Here is a 25019-nt window from a genome sequence, read left to right on the forward strand (position 1 = left end):
GCTCGAGAGGGAAAACCGTGCGCAGTCGTCAGCCGAAGCAGCTGCTACTGGCGTTCTTTGGCGAGCACGTCGTCGACGATGCTCCAGGGCCGATCCGCGCCAGCGTCCTGATCGGGGTGCTCGAAGGCGCAGGCGTCGCGGCACCAGCGACGCGGGCGACCCTCGACCGGCTCGTGCAGACCGGCATGCTCGACCGGAGCAGGAGCGGGCGGGAGATCCAGTTCTCGCTCACCGAGCACGGGGTGGCGGTGTTGCGCGAGGCCACCGAACGGGTCCGTGGCCCACGTCCGTTCGATCCGCAGGGCACCGGATGGACCCTCGTCACGTTCACCATCCCCGAGGGACAACGGACCCTGCGCCACCGGTTGCGTTCCACCCTCACCTGGGAGGGCTTCGCTCCGCTGCGCGACGGGCTCTGGCTGGCACCGGGCGAGGTCGACCTCGCCGGGTCACTGGAGCCGTTGTGCCGTGACCTTCCCCCCAAGACGGTCATCGCCTTCCACGCCCGGGAACTCGCCGGGTTCCCGATCGCCGACAGTGTCCGCGCGGCGTGGGACATCGAGGCGATCCGGCGCGAGCACCTGGCGTTCATCGAGGTGTGGGACGATCCGGGCGCCGCGACGCAGGCACCGAGCGCCCTCACCGTGCGGACGATGCTGGTGGCCGACTGGCTCGCGTTGCTGCGCGCCGACCCGAGACTGCCGCGCGAGTTCATGGACGCGCAGTGGCCGGCCGGGCGGTCGACCCAGGTCTACCGTCGGATGCACGAGCGGCTGGCCGCGGCGTCCGCCGAGGAGTTCGCCGCGCTCGTCACCAACGGCTCCGGTGCGGCGTCCAGGAACGTGGGCGGGGTCGCCGAGAGGCCCGGACGGCGACCCGGCAAGGCGGATTCGGATCTGGGCCGTGTCTCGTGACACCCGGCCCGGCCCGGCGAGCCTCAGCCGCCGAACCGGTTCCGCAGGTCGGCCTTGCGCACCTTGCCGGACGCGGTACGCGGTAGCTCGTCGACGATCACCACGTTCTTGGGCAGCTTGTAGCGGGCGACCCTGCCGTCCAGGAACCGTTGCACAGTGGCGACGTCGACTGCGGCACCCTCGCGTACCGTCATGATCGCCCACGGCACCTCACCCCACCGCGCGTCCGGTACGCCGATGACCGCCACTCCGGTCACCCCGTCGATCTCGCCGAGCAGGACCTCGATCTCGGCCGGGTAGATGTTCTCGCCCCCCGAGATGATCATGTCTTTGAGGCGGCCCGAGATGTAGAGGTAGCCGTCGGCGTCGAGATATCCCAGGTCGCCGGAGCGGAACCAGCCGTCCTCGGTGAACGCCTCGGCCGTCGCCTCCGGCAGCAGGTGATAGCCGGGGAAGACGTTCGGGCCGCAGATCTGGATCTCTCCGATGCCGCCGTCGGCAATCGGCGCGCCGTGTTCGTCGGCGATCCGCACGCCGGTGAAGAAGTGGGGGAGGCCCACGCTGCCCTGCTTGGCGCGGGTCATCGCGGGCGGCAGCGACGTCGCGCCCGGCGATGCCTCGGTCATGCCGTAGCCCTGCGAGAACGACAGGCCGCGTTCCTCGTAGGCGTTGAGGATCCGGGTGGGTACGGCCGAACCACCACAGGTGAGCTTGCTCAGCGTCGACAGGTCGGTGGTGGCCCACTCCGGGTGGTCGGCCATCAGTTGGTAGGTGGTCGGCACGCCGCTGAGCATGGTGACGCCGTGCCGCTCGATCTGGGCGAGCGCGCGACCCGGCTCGAAGCCCTTCTCCAGCACGAGCGTCGCGCCCTTGAGGATGACCGGCAGCGCCCCCATGCCGAGGGACGCGACGTGGAACAACGGCGAGATCATCAGCGCCACGTCGGTCGACACGACGTCGTAGTCGACCACGCAGTTGAGCGCGACCCAGGTGAGGTTGCCGTGGGTCAGCACCGCACCCTTGGCCCGCCCGGTCGTACCCGAGGTGTAGATGATCGCGGCCGGGTCGTCCATGCTGACCTCGGCGGCCGTGTCGGCCACGGCTGTCGTGCTCAGCAGGTGGGTCAGTCCCCGCCGATCGGCCGTGCCAACCCCGGTGACGACGCGACGCGGCGACTGGCCGGAGCCGGTCGCGGCGGCCACCCGTTCGTCGAACTCCGGATCGTGGATCAGCACCCGCGCGCCGCAGTCGGTGAGCACATGGGCCACCTCGGGCGGCGCCAGCCGGGTGTTCACCGGAACGAAGACGGCACCCAGCCGGGCCGCGCCGAACATCACCTGGAGGAAGTCCGGGCTGTTCTCGCCCAGATAGGCCACCGCGTCGCCCTTGCCGATCCCCAGACTCCGCAGCAGCGCGGCGACCCGGTCGGCGCCGTCGGCGAACTGGCGGTACGTCACGGTGGAGCCGTCGCCGTGGACGAGGGCGACCTTGTCGGGGGATTTGAGCCGGCGCTTGGCCAGCCAGGCACCGATTCCTTGTTCGTGCATCAGCGGTCTCCCGGTGGTGGAGGTGGTGCGCCGGTGCCGTCAGGCGTAGAAGCGGTACAGGCCGCGTGCCACCACTGCCGGCTTGGTGCCGCCGTCGATCTCGATCGTCTGGTCGACGGAGATCTGGTAACCGCCGGCCACCTCGACGACCTCGGCGACGGTAGCCGTCATGCGTACCCGCGATCCGACGGTGACGGGAGCCGGGAAGCGCACCTTGTCGAGGCCGTAGTTGACCTTCGTGGTGACACCCTTCACGTCGAGCAGTTCGGTCCAGAAAGGCACCGCCAGGGAGAGCGTGAGGAAGCCGTGGGCGATGGGCGCGCCGAACGGCCCGTTCTTCGCCCGCTCCGGGTCGACGTGGATCCACTGGTGATCGTCGGTGGCGTCGGCGAAGAGGTTCACCTGGTCCTGGGTGACCGTCCGGTAGTCGGTGTAACCGAGGTCGGTGCCGGCAAGGTCGGCGAGCTGTTCGTAGGTGATCGTCGTCGTCATGAGCTTCCTCTCGTCGTCAGCTGGACAGGCGCAACAGCCGGACGGCGTTGTCCTTCAGGATGCCGGGGAGCACCTCGGGCTTGAGGTCGGTGCTGCGCACGTCCCGTAGCCACCGGTCGGGGGTGAGCAGCGGGTAGTCGGTGCCGAACAGCACCCGGCGCTTGAGCAGCGAGTTCGCGTACCGCACCAGCTCGGCCGGGAAGTACTTCGGGCTCCAGCCGGACAGGTCGATCCAGGTGTTGGGCTTGTGGGTGGCCACCGACAGGGCCTCGTCCTGCCAGGGCACCGACGGGTGGGCCATGATGATCTGAAGGTCTCCGAACTCGGCCGCGACCGGATCGAGCAGCATCGGGTTCGACAGGCCGAGCCGGAAGCCGTAGCCACCGGGCATCCCCGCACCGATGCCGGTCTGGCCGGTGTGGAACAACGCCGGAACGCCTGCCTTTTCGAGCAGCCCCCACAGCGGTGCGTACTGCTCGTGGCTCGGATCGAAGCCCTGCACGGTGGGATGGAACTTGAAGCCGCGTACGCCTTCGTCCTCGATCAGCCGGCTGGCGAGGTCGAGCGCCGCCGCACCGGTGCGCGGGTCGACGGACCCGAACGGGATCAGGACGTCGGCGTGCTCGGCCGCGGCGCGGGCGATCTCCACGCTCGACAGCGGCTGGTGCGCCAGTTGGGTGCGGGCGTCCACTGTGAACACCACTGCCGCCATCTGGCGTTCCCGGTAGTACTGCGCCACCGCCTCGATCGCCGGGCGCGGCCCGTCGGCCTTGAAGTACTTCGACACCGCCGCCACCAGGTCGTCGGGTAGCGAGTTGTGGCCGTGCTCGTCGACCTCGATGTGCACGTGCATGTCGATGGCGGTGACCACGTCGAGGTCGATGGCGGGTTGGTACATGATGGGGAACTTTCGTCCGGCGGGTCAGGAGGCGGCGTTCTTGAACTCCTCGGGGAGGTCCGGGAACCGCTCGCCGACGCTCTGCGTCGCACCGGCGAACGTCGCCGGCCCGGCTTCGAGCAGGGCATCGTACGTCCAGCCGCCCTCGCGGTAGGCGGTGAGTGCCGCCTCCGGGTGGGTCCAGACCTGGAGCCGGTCGCCGCCGATCCCGATCACCTGCCCGGTGATGCCGCCGGCCGCGTCGGAGCCGAGGAAGGCGATGAGCCCGGCCACGTCGTCCGCCGTGCCGAAGCCGAGGTCGTGCCGGAAGAACGCCGGCATCGGCTCGCCCTTCTCGGCTGCCTGAACGGCGGCGGCGAAGTAGGGAACGGTGGCGGTCATGGCGGTCGCGGCCACCGGAACCACCGTGTTGGCGGTGATGCCGGCGCGCTTGAGCTCCAGCGCCCAGGTCCGCGTCATGCCGACGATGCCGGCCTTGGCGGCGGCGTAGTTGGTCTGGCCGAAGTTGCCGCGCTGGCCGGTGGGCGAGCCGATGCAGATGATGCGCCCGCCCTCGCCGGCCGTCCGCATGTGCTGCACCGCCGCGCGCACGGTGGTGAAGGTGCCGCGCAGGTGCACGTTGATGACGGTGTCGAAGTCCTCGTCGGTCATCTTCCACAGCACGGTGTCGCGCAGCACACCGGCGTTGGTGACCAGGATGTCGAGTCGACCGAAGGTCTCCACCGCGGTGGCGACCAACTGTTCGGCGGTCTCGGTCGGGCCGACCGGAGCGACCACGGAGGTGGCCCGGCCGCCGAGCGCCTGGATCGACGCGACGGCGTCGGCAGTGGTCTGCGCGTCGACATCGTTCACCACCACGGCGGCGCCCTGTCGGGCGAGCTCCTGCGCGTACGCGAGGCCGAGACCGCGCCCGGATCCGGTGACGATGGCGACCTTGCCGTCCAGGGACATGGAGAACTCCTTCGTGTCCACCCGATCTGAGCACGGACCGTTGAAAATGTCAATCATTGGTGAAACTTGCTACCATCGCGCCATGGCCTCTAGGACCCGGGTGCCGGGGCGGGACGCCCTGCGGGACAGCGTGCTCGGCGGTGACCTGGTCTTTCTGCTGGCCCGCGCCAACGCGCTCACGCTCGCGGCGGCCAACGCCGCCCTGGCCGAGCACGGGCTGAAGGCGCGGTCCTATTCCGTGCTGGCGCTGGCCGCCGACGGTGCCCGACCCACGCAGCGGGAGCTTGCCGAGTTCCTCCGCCTCGACCCGAGCCAGGTCGTCGCGCTCGTCGACGGGCTCGAACAGCGCCAGTTGGTGGAGCGTCGCACCGACCCCGCCGACCGGCGGGCCAACGTGCTCGTCGCGACCGACGCCGGTCGGGACCTCTTCGCCCGTGCCCAGCAGGCCGCCCGCGCCGTGGAGCTGGGCCTGCTGGCCACGGTGACCGCCGAGGAGCACGAGCGGCTGGCCGGCCTGCTGCGGCTGCTCGCCTTCCCCGACTGAGCGTGGTCGGGAGGCTCGCCCGTGGCGAGCCTCCCGACCAGTGCTGCCCGTCAGAAGCGGATCCAGGTGCCGGCGAGCGGGCGCTGGCCGACGCCCGGCTTCGACCAGTCACAGACGCCGCCCGGGAAGACCGCTCGCAACCGCTGCCACTGCTCAGCGGTGAAGTTCACCCCGTACAGCGACTTCCGCAGCGGCTGGAGCTGGCACTTGAGCACCGCCGAGGTGGTCGGCCCGCCCGCCACCACCCGGGGATTGCGGTGGTACGGGTAGAGCTGGTTGCACCGGGCGCCCGGATCGAGGGTCAGCCGCTCCACGATCCACTCTCCGTCGGGCGTGACGCAGCCGTCGGCCAGGCCACGCGGTCGGGACAGCCGGGTGAGCGCGACCGCGTCGAGGTGCGGACGGGCCGCCGCGAGCCTGCCGCGCGCGGTCAGCCAGGCGTCCATGTCGGTGAGCGCCTGCTCCTGGATCGCCGCGCTCGCCGCTCCCGGCGGGCCGGTCACGCTCACGTGGTTGTCGGCGTTGCCGTTGGCGCGCACCAGCCGCTCCCGCATGGTCCAGGAGCGGAACCTGTCGTGGAAGTCGCCTGTCGGGTCGGTGTAGCCGCGCGTCTCGATGATCGGGGTCCAGCGCAGGCCGCCGTCGAACTGGTTGACCCGGCCCGTCGCGTACGCCGTGCTGATCGCCGCGACGTTCGCCGAGGTGCGCTGCGGGGTGCGGTTGCCCTCCACGTCCAGGCCGCCGATGCCCTCGTTGAGCCGGACGAACTGCTCCGGGCTGAGCACGCCCGCCTTGAGCGTCGCCAGGCCGTACTGCACGCCCACCGTGTCCGGGATGATCGGCCGGCCGGCACCGGTGCGCCTGTCGATCCCGTACACGTTGGAGACGAAGTCCGCCATGGCGCAGCGGATGCCCTCCGGGTTGGTGTCCGGGTGGTAGCGCCGGTCGGCGGGGATGTGGGCGGGGCAGGCGGTCGGCCAGTCGACACTGTCGAAGAACTGGTAACCGACGCAGGTGTTCGGGCTGCCGAAGCCGCTGACGGCGCTCTGCTGGGCCGCCGACAGCCCGGCGGCGGTGGCGGCCTGGGAGATGAACCGGCACTCGTGACCGGAGATGGTGGTGGAGCGTTCGTCCGGGTAGCCGATGCTGCCGATGACGCCGTCCAGGATGCCGGGATAGGCGTTCGAGATCAGCAACTGCTGCATGGTGCCGGCCGATCCGCCCCAACCCATGGTGAAGGCCGGTACGCCGAGCGTCTCGACGAAGTGTTCCTTGACCATCATGGCCGTCTCGGCGGAGGTGACGTCGTTGCAGTTGTGCGCGTACACGTTGAACGTCGCGCTGGCCACCGCGTAGCCGCGCCGCAGCAGCGTGTCGTCGAGGACGCCGCCGGTGCTGGTGGCCTGGGTGTGGCCGATGCCGCAGGCGCCGCCGAAGGTGTACACCAGCCGCTCGTTCCAGCCACGGGTGCTCGTCCACGGGCTCGGGGCGGGGGTGCCCGGCTGGTGCAGCATGGCGATCTCGTACACCGCCCGGTTGATGGTGCCGCGTTCGATCCGCACCACGTACGGGACGGTCCGGCCGGCAGTGGTGGTGGTGCTGGCCACGTCCGCCGGTAGCGGACCGTCGGGCAGGTCCACGAAGTTGCCGGCGGTGCTGCGGTACCGGTAGCTGACCTGAGCCTCGGCGACGTGGCAGTTCTCGTCGACCGGGCCCAGATGCCACGGGCTGCCCGAGGCGGTGCAGAAGAGTGGGATGTGCGGCCCGGAGAAGACCGGGCCGGCGGCGGGATGGTTGACAAGCGTCAGGGTGGCGCCGGGTCGGCCCGGGCCCGGCCCGTGGGCGCGGACCTCGATCCGGTTGCGGCCCAGCTTCAGCCGGTCCACCAGGCCGAGCAGGCTCCACTTGTCACCCGCCGGCCGGAAGCGGCCGGTCACGTCACGGCCGTCGAGGCGGACCGTCACCCGGTGGGGTGCGACGCTGCGCGGCACGGTGACCCGCACCAGGGCGTCGCCGCCGCTGACCATGTCCGCGCGGCCGGAGACGACAGCCACGTCGAAGCCCCGGTCGCCGCCCTTACCGGCCACGGGTGCGGCGCCGGCCGGTGCGGAGCTGCTGACCAGTGCGGTGGCGATGAGCGCGGTCAACGCCACCCGGAGGGGTCGGTGCCGGGTGCTCCTCCGAGATCGGTGGATGGGCATGGCAGGACCCCTTTCAGCCGGGGACGGACGGCTGGGCCTCCGGGGTCGAAGGCACGGAGAGAACGTAATGCGAAAACTGACCGGCAGTCAATGGAAGTGCAATGCATCAATGTCGCGAGGTGGCCCGGGGCAGGGATCGGGGTCGGATGTGCGGTGCGGTCAGACCGGTTCGAGCCGCTGGACGAGGTCCTCGAAGCGTTTCTGGGCCAGCGGCGCCAGCGCCTCGGAGATGCGCAGGAACATCGCCCGCGCCTCGGCGCGCGGAAACGACCGCGGCAGGAACTCGGCAGGCAGGTCAGGGTCGGTGCCGACAAGTGCCCGCCAGTCGCTGACCAGCCGGGTACGGGCGACGAGCGCCTCCGCCGGCAGCACCCCGCCGGCCGTGGCCCGACCGGCCAGCTCGCGGTAGCGGTGCAGGAAGTCCCGGTAACCGGCGGCCACCTCGTCGATCCGCCAGGCGGCCTCCAGCCGCGCCCGGCCGGCCGGCAGCAGCTCCAGCTCGGTGGACCGCAGGATCACCGCGTCGGTGACCCCGAGTTCGCTGAGCTGCTCGCGTGCCTCGTGGCGCCTGTCGTGCGGGGTCACCCAGGTCGCGTCGTACAACGGCCAGAACGTCAACCAGCGCAACCGGGCCCGGATAAGGCGGCGCTGGTTCGCGTCCTCCAGCGGCACCGTGAACGCGATGAGCGTCCAGCTACCGTCCCAGGCGCTCTCGTCGGTGGTGGCGAAGATGCGCCGCGCTCCGCGCTGGAGGATGTGCCAGGCCGGCTCGGTCAACCGGTAGCTGGTCCGCCGGCCCTCCTTGGTCCGCTGGAGCATGCCCCGCTGGGTCAGCCGGGCGAGCGTGGCGCGGGCGTTCGCGGGCGCGATGCCGAACTCCGCGAGGACCGCCACCAGGCCCCCGGACGGCAGTGGTGAACGACCGGCGTGCCAGTGGTCCCCGAGCAGGGTCACCAGCAGACGCTGGGCCCGGGCCCGCCCGACCGCGGCCCGCTCCGCCGGCGACCCCGGCGGAAACCGCTCGTCCAGACCGTCGCTCACCACACTGACGCCCCGGTGGCGATTTCGTCGGTTCGGGGCTGGCCAGAGCGCATCAACACCCGGACACGTTACTGCGCCAGGTCACGGGGCGGTACCGGCCTCAGCCGGAGGGCCGCCGGGACCCGTAGGACGTGCCGAGCGACCGGGAGATCGTCCGGCCGGCCGCCTGGACCAGCGGGGCCAGCGCCACCGGGTCCGCCCGGTGCTGGGCGACCACAAGTGAGATCGCGGCGACCACCGCGCCCTCGGGTCCGCAGATCGGCGCGGCGACCGAGAGGGCGTCCATGGTGACCTGCCTGTCGCTCACCGCGTACCCGGTGCGGCGCACCTCGGCCAGCGCCCGGCGCAGCCGTCCGGGGTCGGTGATGGTCAGCTCGGTGTACCGCTCCAGCGGCGCGGTCAGCACCTGCTCCTGGATCTCGGTCGGCGCGTACGCCAGCAGCACCAGCCCGACGCCGGTTGCGTGCAACGCGAAGCGGCCACCGACCCGGGTGAGTACCGGCACCGCGTGCCGCCCGGCGATCCGTTCGATGAAGACGAGTTCGACGTCCTGCCGGACGGCGAGCTGGACGTTCTCGTGGGTGACCTCGTACAGGTCCTCCATGGTCGGCAGCGCGAGTTCGCGCAGCCCGAGCCCCCGGGGGGCGAGCGAACCGACCTCCCACAGCCGCAACCCGATCCGGTACCGCCCGTCGTCTCCCCGCTCCAGGGCACCCCAGGCGACCAGCTCGGCGACCCGCCGGGACGCGGTGGGCAACGGCAGCTCGGCCCGCCGGGCCAGCTCACTGAGGGTCAGCGCCGGACCGGCCGGGGTGAACGCGTCGAGCAGGGCCAGCACCTTGCTGGTGACCGACCGTCCGGGCTGTGCGTCCACCCCGCCATCATGCCGACCCCGGCCCGCCGGTCACAGCTCAAGCGTCAGCCGGGGCGTCACCGCGCGGGAAACGCAGATCATCATGGTGTCGCCGACGGCCCGCTCCGCCTCGGTGAGCAGGCTGTCCCGGTGCTCCGGCACGCCGTCCAGGACGGGTGTCTCGCAGGTGCCGCAGGTGCCCTCCCGGCACGAGGACAGCACCTGCACGCCGGCCGCCTCCACGGCCTCCAGGATCGACGTGCCCGGCGGCACGGTGAGCGTCCGGCCGCTGAGGGCGAGTTCCACCTCGACTGCGGTGTCGACGCCGTCGGTAGGGGCCAGCGGAGTGAAGCGCTCGACGTGCAGGGCCCCGGCGGGCCACGTCCGGCAACGTTGCTCCACCGCCGCAATCAACGACTCCGGCCCACAGCAGTAGACCAGCCCGTCGACCGGCCGCCCCAGCAGCTCGTCCAGGTCGAGCAGGCCGGTCTCGTCCTGCGGGTACAGGCTCACCCGATCGCCGTACTTCTCCCGCAGCGTGTCGGCGAACGCCATCGTGGCGCGGCTACGCCCGCCGTACACCAGTCGCCAGTCGGCCCCGGCGGCGTCGGCGGCGGCGACCATCGGCCTGATCGGCGTGATACCGATGCCACCGGCGACGAACAGGTAGCGCGCCGCCGTCACCAGCGGAAAGTTGTTCCGTGGGCCGCGTACCCGGACTGTCGCGCCCGGAGTGAGCCGCTCGTGCACGTGCCGTGAGCCGCCCCGTCCCTCCGGCTCCAGCTGCACCGCGACCCGCAGGGTGGCCCGATCCGCCGGGTCGCCGCAGAGCGAGTACTGGCGTACCAACCCCGGCCCGAGTTCCAGGTCGAGGTGCGCGCCGGGGGACCAGGCGGGCAGGTCGCCGCCGCCGGGGCGGCACAGGCCCAGGACGGCGACGCCGGTCGCCGCCCAGTCCCGGTCGGCCACCACCAGCTCCGCGCCGTCCAGCTCATCGGCGGTCACGCCGGCACCGCCGACCGCGTCGGGGCAGGCGACACCGGCGTCCCGGTGGCGGCGCGCGGTGCCGGCGGGACCACCTCCGGCGACTGATGACCGTACGGATGAGCCAGCAGCCACTCCCACAACTCGACAGGCTCCTCAGCGACGCGCTCGGCACCGCAGTGACAGATCCCGCGCAGCGTGTCCGTACCCGGCATCCAGTGGATCCGGTAGATCCGGTCGCCGCTGAGCATCCGGGCCGGGCCGGTCATCGGGGCGCACCCACCGTCCCCGCCTCGACCATCCGCGCGATCAGCCGTCGGGCGGCGAGCCCGCCGGTGTCGATGTTGATGCTGAGTTCCTGGTACTTGTCCGGCTCGGACGCGATCACCTGCTCCAGGATGTTCAGCGCCGTCACGTCCTGCATGACCACCGTGTGGTTGCTCTGGTGCAGGTACTCGCTCACCGACTCGTCGTCGATGGCGAAGTCGCGGGCCACCGCCCAGAAGTCGTAGGTGGTGTTCTCCGTCGACGGCGTGATGGCGTACACGATCTCGGCGTGGAAGGCGTCGCTGTCCTCGCCCTCGGCCGGCGGATAGACGCCCTGCGGCGCGATCCGGCTGTGCAGCAGGTACAGGCACGGCGGGTGGAACTCGATGTCCTGCCAGCGGGTGATCCGGCCCTGGATGCCCGTCGACTTGGCGTAGAACGGCGGGCACTCGGCGTCATCCATGTGCCGGCTGACGTAGACGATGCCGCGTTCCTCGTCGACCTCGGTGGTGATCGGCGTGTTCGCCACCTCGGGGGTGCCGATGTAGCCGCCGTGCAGGTAGGTCTCGTGCGACAGGTCCATCAGGTTGTCCACGAGCAGGCTGTACCGGGCGTTCAGCGGCGCCATCCCGCGCACCACCGTGTACCGGGGGTCGTCCAGCCAGGGCGCGCGGGGAATCGTGGTCGGGTCCGCGCGGCCGGCGTCACCGATCCACACCCAGATCAGCGAGTCCTGCTCCACCACCGGGTACGCGGCGACCCGCGCGGTCCGGGGGATGCGTTGCTGACCCGGGACGAAGACGCAGGTGCCGGTCTGGTCGTAGGTGAAACCGTGGTAGCCGCAGACGATGGTGTCGCCGTCGAGTCGGCTCTCGGAGAGCGGGTAGCGACGGTGCACGCACCTGTCGGCGAGCGCCACGGCCTCCCCGGACTCGGTGCGGTAGAGGACCAGCGGCTCACCGAGCACGGTGCGGGCGAGCAGATCCCGCCCGACCTCGTTGCTGTAGGCCGTCACGTACCACTGGTTGCGGGCGAACGCCATCGTGACCCAACCTCTCTCGGGACGGGAGCGGGGTGCAGTCGGATGATCCCGTGACCGGGCCGCTGATCGGCAGCGTCTATTTCACTCAGTGAAAGGCCGGCGGCCTTTCGCCGGTCGCCGCGACGCTGCGATGATCGGCGGCGTGACGGGGGTCGAGGAACCAGTGCGTACGGACCAAGGGGCGGAACGTCCCGCCCACGAGGGTGGACTGGGGGGCCGGTTCTGGCGGCTCTGGTCCGCGTCGGCGGTGTCCAACCTCGCCGACGGGATCGTCAAGATCGCACTGCCGTTGGTCGCCGTCGGCTACACCCGCTCACCGGTGCTGGTGGCCGGGGTCGCCACCGCGTTCAGCCTGCCCTGGCTGCTGTTCGCGCTGCCGGCCGGCGCGCTCGCCGACCGGCTCGACAGACGCCGGGTGATGCTCGCCGCCAATGCCCTGCGCGCCGTTGTCATCGGCGGGCTGGCGCTTGCGGTGGCCTTCGACTCCGGGTCGATCTGGCTGCTCTACCTGGTGGCGCTCGTCCTCGGCATGGCCGAGACCCTCTACGACACCTCCGCCCAGTCGATCCTGCCGCAGGTGGTCACCCGCGACCAACTGCCCCGGGCCAACGGCCGACTCGCCGCGGTGGAGCTGGCCGCCAACCAGTTCGTCGGCCCACCACTGGCCGGCTTCCTGGTGGCCGCCGGAGTGGCCCTGGCCCTCGCCGGGCCGGCCGTGCTGTGGGCGCTGGCCGTCGCGGCGCTGCTCCTGGTCGCCGGCCGGTTCCGGATCGAGCGCGACGCCCCGACGACGATCCGCGCCGACATCGTCGAGGGACTGCGTTTCCTCTGGCGGCACCGGCTGCTGCGCACCCTGGCCACAATGGTCGGCACCAGCAACTTCATCACAAGCGCCATCTTCGCCGTACTCGTGCTCTACGCGGTCGGTCCGGACTCGGCCATCGGCCTCACCGAACCCGGGTACGGGCTCCTGCTCACCACCATCGCGGCCGGCATCGTGCTCGGCTCGGTAGCCACCGCACGGATCGAACAACGGCTCGGACGGTCCCGCACCCTCGCGCTCTCCGTGCTGGCGATGGCCGCCGTCGTCGGCGTACCGGCGCTGAGCACCAACCCGTTCGTGATCGGCGCGGTCTTCTTCGTCGGCGGGATCCTGCTCGCCACCTGGAACGTCATCACCATCTCGCTGCGCCAGCGAATCACCCCGGACCGGCTGCTCGGCCGGGTGAACAGCGGCTACCGAATGCTGGCCTGGGGAAGTATGCCGGCCGGCGCGCTCGTCGGCGGCGTCGCGGCCGAGGTCTTCGGCCTCCGCGCGGTCTTCGCTATCATGGGAGTGCTGACGCTCACCCTGCTGCTCGGCATGTTCGTGGTCACCGACGCCAACATCGAAGCCGCCGAACGCGACGCGGCCGACTGACCGCCTGCGAGTGGCCGCTAGCTGTCCCGCCCGGTGGACGCGGAGATGTAGGCATGGAACGCCGCGATTTCTTCGTCCCGCACGGTCGGTGCGAAATCGAGGTGCTCGCTGGGATGTACGCCGGTGCCGGAACCGGTCACCGTCACGAACCAGGCCCCCTCAGCACCGAACCAGTGCGCCTGCCCCAGCCGGTCGACCTGCTCAGCCTCCGACGGGTCGTCCGGGTCTGTCGCTGCAACGATGCGTACCCACTGTCCGTCCCGCCCGTAGGGTGGTCGAGGGAACTCGATGCCGGCGTCCGTTCGGATGCTCTCCACCGGCACACCGAACAGGCGGGCCGCACCGGCACGGGCCAACGCCAGCACCTCGCTGGTCGTGAAGGTCCGGCCGACTTCCACCTCACCGTCCGGTCCGTCGACCAGCACCGCATATGAGCGGTCCGGCTCGTGGCGAACCCGCGCCCGCACGGCGATCGTTTCCTCCCTCATCTGCTGATGATGCCGCACCCACAGGTATACGTTGCATCGGATATCGAGCCTGGAATGTCACACGATCCGAGCGCCGATGTGGTCTGACCTGCGTCACCGTGTCGGCAAATGCGCCTCGGAACTGATCCTCGGTTCCGAGGCGCTGAGCAGCCCACTCGGATCGGCCCGGGCTTCGGGCCGCCGAAGCGAAAAATCGGGCATGACCACGAGCAAGGACTCGGACTTGTCTCGTGCAGACACTGTTGTCGCAGTTCGTCGCCCCCCGCGCTAACTGTCAGCTCGGTATCCTCGGTGCACTCACGGATATCGGGGGGTCACGGGATGTCGCGCGGCAAGACTGTCGTGTTGGTCTTGGCCGTCGCAGCGGCGCTGGCCGGCTGTGGTGCGGGCGGGTCCGGGGTCGGCGGCTCCACCAATTCGTCCGCTGGCCCACCTACCGTCTCCGTTCCGATGCAGAGCACGGCCGCCCTGGATGGGCCCTCCTCCCTGCCGACCGATCCGCTCGAGGTCTTCAAGCGCAATGTCACGTTGGCTGCCGAGTCTTGTGGCACCTGCCGGGGCCAGAAGAGCATCAACCTGCCGCCCGCAGAACGAACGGCGGCGATCCGGCGGCTCATCGACGATTCGAACGAGAACTTCCGACTCAGCGAGGTTAACGCCGACGCCGCGTTGCGCGGCCCACAGGACACCCGACCGCAGGTGGCGGGGCCGGGCGGCGAAGGGGCGGACGTCACCTTTCTCGGAGCCGGCGGCACCGCGGCGTTCCGGCGGGAGGTCAAGTGCCTCAAGGGGGGCAATTTCAGCGGTGAGATGTCCCGCGCCGCCCGTCAAGTTAAGTACGACGGCGAGGTCTTCGTGCAGATGCCGGCCGGCACCGACGTGGGCCGCCTGCTGCAGCGGTTCTGGGGCGGCCGCACCGATGCGGACCTGGCGAAATACCGGGGTGTCTGGGTGACCGTGCATGATCCGGACGGCAAGCGGATCGGAGCTGGCATGCTGGGACTGCGTGGCATGACGATGTGATTGAGGGGTTCTCGGGTGTCGCTCACCGGCTGGTTGGCCTGTTCGCAGTGCGCCTCGTGTTTGGCACTGGGCACCGCGTACCGGCTCGGGGACCAGCGGATCGGCTATTTCCAGGACGGTTACACCGCCAACTCCGGCCAGCCGGAGTTGACCCGGGCGTTGTGGAAGTTCCTGGCCGATCACGCCACGCACCCCCTGCGGGTGCTGCTGCCCGATACTCCGGGCTACGACGAGCTCGACCAGTTCCGAGAAATCGGCGGCGATGAGCGGGGCGACGTTTCCTTCGCCGAGTACCTCGACGGTTGGCCCGGCTGAATCCAGGCCCGTTTCCCGTGGCATGTGGATCACAGGCTAGGTCTGTACGTCGGGGGGGCCGAGGTCCGATCAAGCGTTCTCGGCGCCGACCTAAGGCGTGTTCATCACGCCGTGGTGGGCCTACGAGCGCGCCGCCACCCTCACCGACAACGCATCCGTTCGCCGCCTCCCACACTTGGGATCGGATCAGATGAAGCTACCGGAGCTGTAGCCGCCGCGGCGATTGCGCATCTCCCACTCCGATACAGATTTGACCGCGCACTGATAGTGCTGATCCCACCACCGGTCCGCGTCGACATCTCCCGCGTTGAGTTCCTGGCGAGTCGCGGCTACCGCCGCCTTGTCGAAGACAATATTGGCGACCTTCTCGTATGCGATTTCGTAGGCAAGGTCGTGCGGCGTGAGCGGTTCGCTCCACCGCCGGTCTGCCGGTGGCAGTTGTGAGCTGGCCCTCGGTCGAACATCGCTGCGCTTGACGTAGGCAGTCTCGCCCTCGACGAGCAGCAGCCAGACCTGGTGTTGATCGACCGCCTCGATCGCCTCGGTCGCCCGCCGCCGTGTTGCCGCCTGGCGCTCGTCAGATGCCCTAGCTTGGCGCTGCTGTTCCCGCTGCAGAGCCTCATGCCGCTCCCGTGCCGCCTGCTTCGCCTGGACGACCTCAGCCCGCACGCGTGTCGATAGGTCACCAACGGCCTCGGCGTACTGCCGTGCAGCCGTGTCCATGGTGTACCGGTACCGGCGCCGCGCCCGCTTGCGTACCTGCCCGGCGAACAATGCGTTCCACCAGCGTCTCGCGCGTACCTCGGCCGCGGCCCACTCGGCGTCTGTCCGGCCGACGACTGTCAACATCGCCTCGGTCGCGTCGGCCCACGTCTCAGCCTCCGCCGACGACGCGGTAATCGGCACGCTGAGGCTGATCTCGACGTTCCTCGACTCGATGTCCTTCTCGGCTTTCCGCCGTGCCTCGGCGAGTCGGCGACCGTCCGGATGGTCGGATTCCCGGTAGAAGCCCCATAAGTAGGGTTCGCCGTCGAGTCGCCCCACCCATTTGAGGCGACTCGTGGCGTACGACGCTGCGGCCACGCCGTCGCGGGGCAGGACGACAATCGACCGCCGTTCACCGAGACGGTCGCTCCACGCTGCTTCGCAGCAGTGCACAGTGCTGGCACCCGGCTCCTCATCGGCGGTCATGGAACTCAGGGTAACCGCGCTGCGACACAAAGCGGGGCGGCCTGCTATGCGGCGGCTCGGACTCGGTGCCCTGCGCCTGCCGACAGCAACAGGGCAGGACAAGGACGCTCGCCCGACGTCGTGGACGCGGACGGACCGGGCGGACGAAGTGCTCAGAACCTCACATGCGATGGCCTGGGGGTTTCTGGACCAGCAGCGCACTACGTCGCCGTCGTGTTGTACCGGTCGAGTGTGGCTTTGGAGGTCGAGGCGTCGCGGAAGACGAGTTCCCACGGGCCGGTGTTGACGTCCATGTCCTTGCCGAAACCGACCCACTTGCCGGCCATCCGTCGACCCGTCGGCTCGGCCAGGAGTTGGATCGCGCCGTGATAGCGGGCACCCCGGTAGTAGCCGCCCGGGTCGGTCTGCTCGATCCAGGTGCCGGTGATGACGGAGCCGTCCACGGTCAGGTCCATGGAGAGAGATGAGGCGGCCGAGCCGGGCAGGCTACGTGCGGTCAGTCGGTCGCCGTGCTGGAGGACCACGACGAAGTGCTGTCCGGCGAAGGAGTCTCCCCGGCCGCTGGAGTAGTACTGGTAGCGGCTGAGCCAGACCCCCTCGTATGACTGGTGGACGGTGGTCGGCCGTGAGGTCGGCGTCGGTGTGGCCAGGCTGGACATGGGAGAAGTCAGGTCGTGGCCGCCGTGCTGGTCGTCGGCGACCTGACTGCCGGGTACCGAGGCGAAGCCCAGCAGCGATATGGGTAGGCCGGTGACGACCTCCAGCGCGCGGGCGTAGACAGGTCGGGGCGCGGCGATGGCACCGGACTCCCATCGTTGGACGAGCCTCTTGTTGGCGTCGTTGGGCTCGCCTACGCGATGGCCGGCGGCCTGGAGCGCGCGGGCGAAGTCGTCCTGGCTCATCCGCATTCCGATGCGGATGGTTCGCAGGGCGGTGTTGGGGGCGTTCATGACCGACACGATAGCGCTGTGTCGCCTTAATGTCGCCACCAATGTGGCCTAGTTGTCGGCCTTTGTGCCGTCGCGCTCGGTGACATCAGGACGTCACTGTAGACCCGCGACGGCAGGCTTGCCGCCGCGCGTCTGCCGACGGAGGTGGGGATGCAGGGTGACGGCGACGAGCCAGGGGAGAGCCGGGGCGAGCAGATTCAGGCAGCCGAGCGGGAAGCGGCCAAGCGGAGGCTACTCGCCGAGGCTGAGGCGGAGCGGATCCCGGCGGAGGAGATCACCCGGGCGATACCGGACCGGCGGTGGCGTCGTGGACAGCGTTGAGCTTTTGCCGGTCGGGCGGCGGGTGGCGTACTGGCGGGGGCGGCGGAAGCTGTCGCAGCAGATGTTCGCCGACCGGCTCGGCAAGTCGAAGAGCTGGGTCGACAAGGTTGAGCGCGGAGTCCGATCGCTGGACAGGCTCTCCACTCTCCAGGAGATCGCCCGCGTGCTGCGTATCGACACCGCCGCCTTGCTCGGCGGGAACAACGCGCCGGCCGAGGTGACACATCGCGCCGAGGGCGTCGATCGAATCAGGACTGCGCTGTCCCGGTACGAGATTCCGTTGGGCATGCCGGCGGGCCTGCGCCCGGTGTTGCCGGTGGACCGGATGCTGCGGGAGGTGGGGCACGCGTGGACGACCTTTCAGTACGCCCGCTACCAGCAGGTGATCGACATGGCACCGGACCTGCTCACTGATGCACAGCGCACCTACGCCCAAGCCCCGGTCACGGGTCGAACGCCGTTGGTGGAGGCGTACCGGATCACGGCCGCGCTGCTGGTCAAGCTCGGCGACGCCGAGCTGGCGTGGCTGGCCACCGATCGGGCGATGCTCGCCGCCACCGGTGACCGGGAGCTGGTGGCAGCCGCCGCCGTCCAGCTCGGTCAGGTGCTGCGGATGTCGGGTCGTACGCGGGAGGCGAAGTCGGTGATGCTCGCCGCCGCGTACCGGATCGCCCCACCCGTGATCGAGAGTGGTACACCGGCGGAGCTGTCCCTGTGCGGAACGCTGCTCATCCAGGCTGCCCTGGCAGCCGCACAGCACGGAAACGAGCCGGCGGCCACCGAGCTGCTCGACGAAGCCGCCAGCATGACCGGACGGGTCGGTGATGGGCACGACCATCACCGCACAGGGTTCGGACCCACAGCCGTCGCCCTGGCCCGTACCGCCGCCGCCGTCGAATCCGGCGACGCCCGTGCTGCGATCGCCTGGCACGAGAAGGCCACCAGACGGCCCGGGTGGCGGTGGCTACCCCCCGAACACCGCGCTGCGCACCTGCTCGACGTCGCCCGCGCCTACCTCCACGCCGACGATGCGACCACCGCCGCACGGGTGCTTGTCGAAGCCGAGCGCACCGCACCGGCAGAGATCCGAGACCGTCCCGTAGCCCGGGAGCTACTCGCCGAGGTCGCCCGTGACGCGTGCGCTCCGAGCACGATCACGCAGCTCGCAGTTTCCCTCGGGGTGGGCTGACCGGTGACGGCGCGGCCTCAGCTGAACCGGCGGACCTGATCGCGGCGGTGGCCCCAGACGGTGAGCCCGGCGAAGATCGTGATCCACAGTGCGAGCATCACAAGTGACAGCGCCCCGACCGGCTCCCCGGTGAGCGCGACAAGCACCAGGTCGGTCGCGCCCCGGGTGGGTACGAAGGGTGCGATCTGCTCGATGATCTGCGGCGTTCCCGCCTCGTCGAAGAACATTCCGCCGGCCACCGCAAGTGGCAGGAAGCCGATGCTGTTGGCGATGGCGGCCACCCGCATCGACATCAGATAGCCCATCGCCAGCCCCAGCAGGGTGAAGGTCACCACCGCGACCAGCAGTGCACCCGCCGCCAGCAGCACCCGTGGCGGCGGAGCCGAGGCGGCGGTGAACAGTCCGGTCACCAGCAGGATCGGGATGATCGCCGCGGCGACGACAGCCAGGCCGACCAGCAGGTGGCCGAACATCTGCGGGGCGATCCCGCCGGGCAGGGTGCGCAGATAGTGCCCCCAGGTCGATTCCCGTTGCGCGGCGACAGCGACGCTGAAGTGGCCGACGCAGGCCATGAGCACCCCGAACACCACAAGGGTCGCGCTGGCCGAGGTGATCGCCACCGGGTCCTGCCCGATGAACGGTACGACGAAGAACACCATGACTCCGACCGGGACCAGCGCCACGGTCAGAAACATCGTGGGCGTCCGGATGGTCTCAGCGAGGTTCCGCCGGGTGTAGGTCATGGTCAAGGAGGACATGGAGGGGCCTTTCGGGTCAGCTGGTCCGCCGGTCGCCGGTGATCGCCAGGAAGGCGTCCTCCAGCGAGGCGGATTCGATTTCGATGTCGGTGAAGGACGCGCCGGAGGTCACCAGCTCCCGGACCAGCGCGGTGGCGTCGTTCGTCAGCAGATGGGTGCGGTCGGCGTCTCGTTCGATCGAGGCGACCCCGCTCAGCGTGGGCAGCACCGGGTCGGTCAGGGTGACCCGCTTGAGCCGGACCCGGCCGCGAATCTCGGCGACACCGCCGTCGGCGATGATCCGGCCGTGGTTCATCACCACGACCCGGTCGGCAAGCGCCTCCACCTCTTCGATGTAGTGGCTGGTCAGCAGCACGGCTCCGCCGTCGGCGTGGAAGGCGCGGATGCCGTTCCACAGTGCCCGCCGGGCGTCCACGTCGAGACCGGTGGTGGGCTCGTCCAGGAACACCAGCCGGGGCCGCCCGGCGAAGGCCAGCGCGACCGCGACCCGACGCTGCTGTCCGCCGGACAGGCCGCCGGCCTGCCGGTCGGCCAGCGAGGTGAGGTCGAAGCGGTCAAGGAGTTCGGCCCGGTCCACCGGGTCGGGGAAGTGCGCCGAAACGAAGTCCACGAGTTCGGCGACCCGCCAGGTCTCCGGAAGCCCGGTCTCCTGCGGCGTCACGCCGATCACGCGGCGGGTCGACTCGCTGCGCGGGTCGCCGCCGCACACTTCGACACTTCCGGAATCGGGCCGCAGCAGGCCGGTCATCACGTTGATCAGGGTGGACTTTCCGGCACCGTTGGGGCCCAGCAGTCCGAGTACCTGCCCGGCCGGGATGTCCAGGGACACGCCGTCCAGCGCGGTGGTGTCGCGGTAGCGGCGGGTGAGGTCGCGTACGCGGGCGATGACGGTCATGAGGTGGCCTCCGAGACGACCTGTCGGTTCGGGTCGGACATGATCGACGGGATGTCGGGGAAAGCGAAGGGGGCCGGCTCGCCGTGCGGCACGACCGGCCACGCCTCTCCGGTCCCGCCGCGTGCCAGCACGAGTTCGGCGACGTCGGCGACCCGCTCGGGCGAAAGGACCGCCACTCCCAGGTCCCTGACGAACGGGATCGCCTCGCCCAGGATCGGGGTGTCGATGAAGGTGGGGCACAGCGCGTTGACGGTGACGCCCCGGTCGGCCACGGTCGGCGCGACGGAGCGGACCAACCCGATCACGGCGTGCTTGGTGGCCGCGTAGAGCGGGTTGATCGGGCTCTCGGTCAACCCGGCCAGGCTGGAGGTGGCCAGGATCGCCCCGGAACCCTGCCTGGTGAACACCTCCAGGGCGGCGTGCAGCCCGTAGACCACCCCGTCGAGATTCACCGATACCAGGTGCCGGTAGTGCTCGGGCCGGAAATCATCGATGAAGTTGCCCTGTTCACCGATTCCGGCGTTCAGCACGGCGACATCGAGGCTGCCGAAGTGCTCGGTCGCGGTCCGGACGGCGGCGATGTTGTCGGCCAGCCGGGCGACGTCGGTACGGACGAAGGCGCAGGCAACCTCCCGGGCGACCGCCTCCCCGGCCGGATCGACGTCGGCGATGACGACCCGGGCGCCGCCAGAGGCGAAGCGGCGGGCGATGGCCGCACCGATTCCGCTGGCTCCGCCGGTCACGAGTGCGACTTTGCCGTCGAGGGGGCTCATGTCTGCTCCACGGTGGACGGGACCGGCCGGGTGGCGTGGTCGAGAGCGGTGGTGATCTCCCGCAGGTACCTGTCGATGTCGAGGTCGGGATCGCGGGACAGTGCGGTGGGTACGGCGTCGATCACGCCGCGCACGATCCGGGCCATGACGGTGACGTCGAAGTCCCGGAATTCACCGCACTCCTGACCCGCCGCGAACAGTTGCTCAAGCGGCAACAGCAGTTGCCTGTCGAACTCGGCCGGGTCGGCGTCGGGCAGGTCGGCCAGGCCACCGCTGGTGAGGATCTCGACGAGGGCGATCATCCGGGCCGGATGGGCGCGCATGTACTCCAGGTTCGAGCTGACGTAGGCGCGCAGCTGGCGGGCAGGTGTCGTCTCGGCGTCGATCATCGGTGCCATGAATGCCGCGGCATCGGTGTAGACGGTGGTGACGACCTGGGTGATCAGCTCGGACTTCCCCGCGAAGTGGTAGGAGATCAATCCACGGCTGATCCCGGCACGGGTACCGATCCTGCCCATCGACGCACGGTGGTAGCCGACCTCCGCGATGGTCTCGACAGCGGCGTTCACGATCTGGGCCCGCCGCGCCTCCTCGATGAAGGAGCGAGACTGGCCGTCGTGTTCAGAATTTGGCACCATGGCCAAAAATTTAGCACGACGTGTCAGTGAACTGCCAGCACGGCCAAATCAGCAGGTAGGGACCGTCAACGTGGGTGGAGGTGGTGACGGAGGGTGGGGAGCCGGGTCAGTCGAACAGGACCACCGTGCGGGCGCCTTCGCCCCGGGCCATCCGGGCCAGTGCCTCCGGTGCGTCGTCGAGGGTGATCCGGTCGGTGACCAGGAAGTCGAGGTCGAGGGTGCCGTCGAGCACGGCGCGGGCCAGTTCGGGCACGTCCCGGTCCGGGTCGGAGGAGCCGTACACCGAGGAACGCAGGGTGCGGGCCGAGTGGAAGATCTCCAGGGCGCTGAGGCCGACCATGTCGTCCTTGCCGCCCATGCCGACCACGATGACCTGCCCGCCCCGGCGGGTCGCCCGCCAGGCGGTGCGGATGGTGGCGGCCCGTCCGACGCACTCGATCGCGTGGTCGACTCCACGGCCACCGGTGAGTGTCCGTACCGCGCGGCTGAGGGTGTCGTCGGCGAGCAGGAAGTCGGTGGCACCGGCCGCGTACGCCAGCTCGGACTTGGCGGGTGTGACGTCGACCGCGATGACGGTGGCGGCGCCTGCCGCGCGGGCGGCGGCGACAGCGGAGAGGCCGACGCCGCCGAGGCCGATCACGGCGACCGAGTCGCCGGGCCGGACACCGGCGGTTCGGCGGATCGCGCCGACGCCGGTGAGCACCGCGCAGCCGAGCAGCGCGGCGGTGGGGAAGGGCAGCTCCGCAGGTACGGTCACCACGGCCTGCTGCGGCACCACCACCTGCTCGGCGAGCGCGCCGAGGCCGAGGGTGACGTGCAGGGGCTCGCCGTCGATCGTGTGCCCGGCAGTGGCGGCCGGGTTGCCGGAGCGTTCGCAGAGCCACGGCTCGCCGTGCCCGCAGTACCAGCAGTCGCGGCACGGGGGTGCCCAGTTGAGCACCACGTGGTCACCGGCCGCGACCCGGTCGACGCCGTCGCCGACCTCGACGATCACGCCCGCGGCCTCGTGGCCGAGCAGCAGCGGGTACGGCGCGGCGATGGTGCCGTCGACCATGGACAGGTCGGAGTGGCAGACGCCTGCCGCCTTGACCGCCACCCGTACCTGGCCAGGGCCGGTGGCGGGCGGGTCGACCGGCTCGACCCGGGGCGGCGTGCCGACGCCCTTAACCACCAGGCCCCTCACCGCTGGATCGCCTTCACTTCGCAGAACTCCTCAAGCCCGTGTACGCCCAGCTCGCGACCGAGGCCGGACTGCTTGTAACCGCCGAACGGGGCGAGCGGGTTGAACGGCGCGCCGTTGATGTCGACGGCGCCGGTGCGCAGCCGGCGGGCCACCCGCAGCGCCCGGTCCTCGTCGCCGGACCAGACCGCGCCAGCCAGTCCGTAGCGGGAGTTGTTGGCGACCCGCACCGCGTGGTCGTCGTCGTCGACCGGGATGACCGCGAGGACCGGCCCGAAGACCTCCTCCTGGGCGAGGGCGCTGTCGGGGTCGACGTCGGCGATGACCGTCGGGGCGACGAACCAGCCCTGCTGCGGGACGGGGGAGTCGGGTCCACCGGCGACGAGCCGGCCGCCGTCGGCCAGACCCCTGGCGACGTGGTCGCGTACCCGGTCCCGCTGCGCGGCGGAGACCAGCGGGCCGAGGCGGGTGGCGGGGTCGAACGGGTCACCGAGCCGGTAGCTGTCGGTCGCCTTGGCGGCCAGGTCGAGGGCCTCGTCGTAGCGGTCCCGGTGCACGAGCATCCGGGTCCACGCGGTGCAGGTCTGGCCCGAGTTCAGGAACGCGTTGCCGACGCCGACCTTCACCGCGCCGGCCAGGTCGGCGTCGTCGAGGATCACGTTCGCCGACTTGCCGCCCAACTCCAGCGACACCCGGGCGATCCGGTCGGCGGCCAGGTGCGTGATCCGCCGGCCGGTGGCGGTGGAGCCGGTGAAGGACACCAGGTCCACGTCGGGGTGCCCGGCGAGCGCCTCGCCGACCACCGGTCCGGTGCCGGTGACCAGGTTGACCACGCCGGGGGGCAGGCCGGCGTCGTGGATGGCGTCGAAGAGCAGGTACGCGGTCAGCGGGGTCAACTCGCTCGGCTTCAGCACGAGCGTGCAGCCGGCGGCGAGGGCGGGAGCGAGCTTGGCGACGATCTGGTGCAGCGGATAGTTCCACGGGGTGATCGCGCCGACCACGCCCACGGGTTCGCGTACCACGAGGGAGTTGCCCACGGTCTGCGGCGCGGGCGGGTGCGCGGCCAGGTCGACGTAGCTGCGCAGCACGGTCAGCGGCAGACCGGCCTGGACCCGGGTGGCGACCTTCAGCGGGGTGCCGAGTTCACTGGCGACGGTGTGCGCGATGTCCTTGGTGCGGGCGGTGAGGGCGGCGTGCAGCCGGTCGAGGTGGGCGGCCCGGTCGGCGGGATCGGTGGCCGCCCAGCCGTCGAAGGCGGCCCGGGCGGCGGCCACTGCCCGGTCGACGTCCTCGGCCGTGCCGGCCGGGACCGTGCCGATGACCTCCTCGGTCGTCGGGTTGTGCACCTCCAACGGCTGGCCGCCGGCCGCGCGGACCCAGCGTCCGTCGAGGTAGAAGTCGGTCCGTACGGATTCCATGGGCTCCCCACCTCGACCAAAACTAGCGGTGCAAGTTTGGACTCTAGTACGCCGGGCCGGCGGGCGGGAGGGGTGGCAGCGGGCCGACGACGCGTTCGTAGGTGTGCGACAGCCCGTCGATGAGCGCCTCCAGCCCCAGCGCGAAGGCGCCCTCGTCGACCTGTTGCTGGTGCTCGGCCAGACGGTGGGCCTGGCTCAGGTGCGGGTACTGCTCCGCGTAGAGCCCCGGATCCTTCACGAAGCCCTGGGCGAAGGAACTGAGCGCGGAACCCATCACGAAGTAGCGCATCAGCGCCCCGATGTGCGTCGCCCGGGCCGGCGGCCAACCCGCCGTGACCAGCCCGCCGTAGACGGCGTCGGCCATGGCCAGCGCCGCCGGGCGTCGACCCGGGCCCTGGGCCAGGTGCGGCACGATGTTCGGATGGGCGGCGAGGGCGGCCCGGTACGAGTGCCCCCAGCGGTGCAGCGCCTCCCGCCAGTCGACCTCGCCGAAGTACGACACGTCGACCTGGCCGGTGATGCTGTCCGCGACCGCGTCGAGGATCGCGTCCTTGGTGGCGAAGTGGTTGTAGAGCGAGGGCCCGCGCACGCTGAGCGCGGCGGCGAGCCGGCGGGTGGAGAACGCGTCGAGCCCCTCGGCGTCGATCAACGCGGCGGCGGCCTCGACGATCCGCTCCCGGCTGAGCAGGGCTTGTCGCGGCCGGGGCATGGGCGTCCTCCTTCGGG

27 protein-coding genes are annotated in these 25019 nt (G+C 70.7%); 7 read left to right on the top strand and 20 right to left on the bottom strand.

What is annotated here, in order from left to right; all coding sequences use genetic code 11:
• The first annotated feature begins 17 nt into the window (after positions 1–17).
• The gene (locus AB0I71_RS04380) at positions 18–914 is read left to right on the top strand and encodes a PaaX family transcriptional regulator C-terminal domain-containing protein (protein ID WP_357581826.1); all 897 of its coding nucleotides are present in this window, start codon (positions 18–20) and stop codon (positions 912–914) included.
• 23 nt (positions 915–937) lie between these two features.
• Here the strand turns inward: AB0I71_RS04380 and AB0I71_RS04385 are convergent, their stop codons facing one another.
• From AB0I71_RS04385 to AB0I71_RS04400, 4 genes are read right to left on the bottom strand one after another with little or no spacing between them, the layout of a single operon-like run.
• Positions 938–2461: a long-chain fatty acid--CoA ligase gene (locus AB0I71_RS04385; RefSeq protein WP_357581827.1), complete on the bottom strand. Its 1524-nt coding sequence runs from the start codon at positions 2459–2461 to the stop codon at positions 938–940.
• 39 nt (positions 2462–2500) lie between these two features.
• Positions 2501–2953 (bottom strand): MaoC family dehydratase, encoded by a 453-nt coding sequence (locus AB0I71_RS04390; protein ID WP_357581828.1) that lies wholly within the window; start codon positions 2951–2953, stop codon positions 2501–2503.
• Positions 2954–2969: 16 nt separating this feature from the next.
• Positions 2970–3851: an amidohydrolase family protein gene (locus AB0I71_RS04395; RefSeq protein WP_357581829.1), complete on the bottom strand. Its 882-nt coding sequence runs from the start codon at positions 3849–3851 to the stop codon at positions 2970–2972.
• Positions 3852–3875: 24 nt separating this feature from the next.
• On the bottom strand, positions 3876–4802 hold the full coding sequence (locus AB0I71_RS04400; RefSeq protein ID WP_357581830.1) for an SDR family NAD(P)-dependent oxidoreductase: 927 nt from the start codon (positions 4800–4802) through the stop codon (positions 3876–3878).
• An 82-nt stretch (positions 4803–4884) separates the two neighbouring features.
• Between AB0I71_RS04400 and AB0I71_RS04405 the strand changes: the two genes are divergently transcribed.
• Entirely contained in the window at positions 4885–5346 is a 462-nt protein-coding gene (locus tag AB0I71_RS04405) for a MarR family transcriptional regulator (protein ID WP_357581831.1), read from the top strand.
• Between the two features lie 50 nt (positions 5347–5396).
• Here AB0I71_RS04405 and AB0I71_RS04410 read toward each other — a convergent pair whose 3' ends face one another.
• The 6 genes from AB0I71_RS04410 to AB0I71_RS04435 form a co-directional block, all read right to left on the bottom strand.
• Positions 5397–7547, bottom strand: a complete 2151-nt coding sequence (locus tag AB0I71_RS04410) for a DUF6351 family protein (RefSeq protein ID WP_357581832.1) — start codon at positions 7545–7547, stop codon at positions 5397–5399.
• Positions 7548–7706: 159 nt separating this feature from the next.
• A complete protein-coding gene (locus AB0I71_RS04415) occupies positions 7707–8588 on the bottom strand; it encodes a PaaX family transcriptional regulator C-terminal domain-containing protein (protein WP_357581833.1) in 882 nt (293 codons plus the stop codon).
• A 100-nt stretch (positions 8589–8688) separates the two neighbouring features.
• Entirely contained in the window at positions 8689–9462 is a 774-nt protein-coding gene (locus AB0I71_RS04420) for an IclR family transcriptional regulator (protein ID WP_357581834.1), read from the bottom strand.
• A 30-nt stretch (positions 9463–9492) separates the two neighbouring features.
• Positions 9493–10446, bottom strand: coding sequence for a PDR/VanB family oxidoreductase (locus AB0I71_RS04425; RefSeq protein ID WP_357581835.1), 954 nt, complete (start codon positions 10444–10446; stop codon positions 9493–9495).
• Positions 10443–10694, bottom strand: a complete 252-nt coding sequence (locus AB0I71_RS04430) for a hypothetical protein (RefSeq protein ID WP_357581836.1) — start codon at positions 10692–10694, stop codon at positions 10443–10445. The genes AB0I71_RS04425 and AB0I71_RS04430 overlap by 4 nt, the downstream gene beginning before the upstream one ends.
• On the bottom strand, positions 10691–11734 hold the full coding sequence (locus AB0I71_RS04435) for an aromatic ring-hydroxylating dioxygenase subunit alpha (RefSeq protein ID WP_357581837.1): 1044 nt from the start codon (positions 11732–11734) through the stop codon (positions 10691–10693). Before AB0I71_RS04435 ends, AB0I71_RS04430 begins: the two co-directional genes overlap by 4 nt.
• 163 nt (positions 11735–11897) lie before the next feature.
• Here AB0I71_RS04435 and AB0I71_RS04440 point away from each other — a divergent pair, with 163 nt between their 5' ends.
• Complete coding sequence (locus tag AB0I71_RS04440) at positions 11898–13154, top strand: MFS transporter (RefSeq protein ID WP_357582009.1); 1257 nt, start codon at positions 11898–11900, stop codon at positions 13152–13154.
• Between the two features lie 17 nt (positions 13155–13171).
• Here AB0I71_RS04440 and AB0I71_RS04445 read toward each other — a convergent pair whose 3' ends face one another.
• Entirely contained in the window at positions 13172–13642 is a 471-nt protein-coding gene (locus AB0I71_RS04445) for a hypothetical protein (RefSeq protein WP_357581838.1), read from the bottom strand.
• A 450-nt stretch (positions 13643–14092) separates the two neighbouring features.
• On the opposite strand from AB0I71_RS04445, the gene AB0I71_RS04450 reads away from it, so the two are divergent.
• Entirely contained in the window at positions 14093–14665 is a 573-nt protein-coding gene (locus AB0I71_RS04450; RefSeq protein ID WP_357581839.1) for a hypothetical protein, read from the top strand.
• 15 nt (positions 14666–14680) lie between these two features.
• A complete protein-coding gene (locus AB0I71_RS04455) occupies positions 14681–14980 on the top strand; it encodes a hypothetical protein (protein WP_357581840.1) in 300 nt (99 codons plus the stop codon).
• A 186-nt stretch (positions 14981–15166) separates the two neighbouring features.
• On the opposite strand, the gene AB0I71_RS04460 is transcribed toward AB0I71_RS04455, so the two are convergent.
• Together AB0I71_RS04460 and AB0I71_RS04465 are read right to left on the bottom strand one after the other, a co-directional pair.
• Positions 15167–16171: a hypothetical protein gene (locus AB0I71_RS04460; protein WP_357581841.1), complete on the bottom strand. Its 1005-nt coding sequence runs from the start codon at positions 16169–16171 to the stop codon at positions 15167–15169.
• Positions 16172–16371: 200 nt separating this feature from the next.
• Positions 16372–17121 carry an XRE family transcriptional regulator gene (locus AB0I71_RS04465; protein WP_357581842.1) on the bottom strand — a complete coding sequence of 250 codons (750 nt, stop codon included), beginning with the start codon at positions 17119–17121 and terminating at the stop codon, positions 16372–16374.
• A gap of 150 nt (positions 17122–17271) precedes the next feature.
• Between AB0I71_RS04465 and AB0I71_RS04470 the strand changes: the two genes are divergently transcribed.
• Positions 17272–17442, top strand: coding sequence for a hypothetical protein (locus AB0I71_RS04470; protein WP_239093729.1), 171 nt, complete (start codon positions 17272–17274; stop codon positions 17440–17442).
• The gene (locus tag AB0I71_RS04475; protein WP_357581843.1) at positions 17429–18631 is read left to right on the top strand and encodes a helix-turn-helix domain-containing protein; all 1203 of its coding nucleotides are present in this window, start codon (positions 17429–17431) and stop codon (positions 18629–18631) included. Before AB0I71_RS04470 ends, AB0I71_RS04475 begins: the two co-directional genes overlap by 14 nt.
• Positions 18632–18648: 17 nt before the next feature.
• Here the strand turns inward: AB0I71_RS04475 and AB0I71_RS04480 are convergent, their stop codons facing one another.
• From AB0I71_RS04480 to AB0I71_RS04510, 7 genes are all read right to left on the bottom strand, one after another.
• On the bottom strand, positions 18649–19389 hold the full coding sequence (locus tag AB0I71_RS04480; RefSeq protein WP_357581844.1) for an ABC transporter permease: 741 nt from the start codon (positions 19387–19389) through the stop codon (positions 18649–18651).
• Positions 19390–19405: 16 nt separating this feature from the next.
• Entirely contained in the window at positions 19406–20284 is an 879-nt protein-coding gene (locus AB0I71_RS04485; protein ID WP_357581845.1) for an ABC transporter ATP-binding protein, read from the bottom strand.
• Entirely contained in the window at positions 20281–21057 is a 777-nt protein-coding gene (locus AB0I71_RS04490; protein WP_357581846.1) for an SDR family NAD(P)-dependent oxidoreductase, read from the bottom strand. The genes AB0I71_RS04485 and AB0I71_RS04490 overlap by 4 nt, the downstream gene beginning before the upstream one ends.
• Positions 21054–21695 carry a TetR/AcrR family transcriptional regulator gene (locus AB0I71_RS04495; protein ID WP_357581847.1) on the bottom strand — a complete coding sequence of 214 codons (642 nt, stop codon included), beginning with the start codon at positions 21693–21695 and terminating at the stop codon, positions 21054–21056. Before AB0I71_RS04495 ends, AB0I71_RS04490 begins: the two co-directional genes overlap by 4 nt.
• 106 nt (positions 21696–21801) lie before the next feature.
• Positions 21802–22878 carry a zinc-binding dehydrogenase gene (locus tag AB0I71_RS04500; protein WP_357581848.1) on the bottom strand — a complete coding sequence of 359 codons (1077 nt, stop codon included), beginning with the start codon at positions 22876–22878 and terminating at the stop codon, positions 21802–21804.
• The gene (locus AB0I71_RS04505; protein ID WP_357581849.1) at positions 22875–24293 is read right to left on the bottom strand and encodes an aldehyde dehydrogenase family protein; all 1419 of its coding nucleotides are present in this window, start codon (positions 24291–24293) and stop codon (positions 22875–22877) included. The genes AB0I71_RS04500 and AB0I71_RS04505 overlap by 4 nt, the downstream gene beginning before the upstream one ends.
• Positions 24294–24336: 43 nt before the next feature.
• Entirely contained in the window at positions 24337–25002 is a 666-nt protein-coding gene (locus tag AB0I71_RS04510) for a TetR/AcrR family transcriptional regulator (RefSeq protein ID WP_357581850.1), read from the bottom strand.
• Between the last annotated feature and the right edge of the window lie 17 nt (positions 25003–25019).

Source organism: Micromonospora sp. NPDC049891, from assembly GCF_040660295.1.
Lineage (GTDB): Bacteria > Actinomycetota > Actinomycetes > Mycobacteriales > Micromonosporaceae > Micromonospora.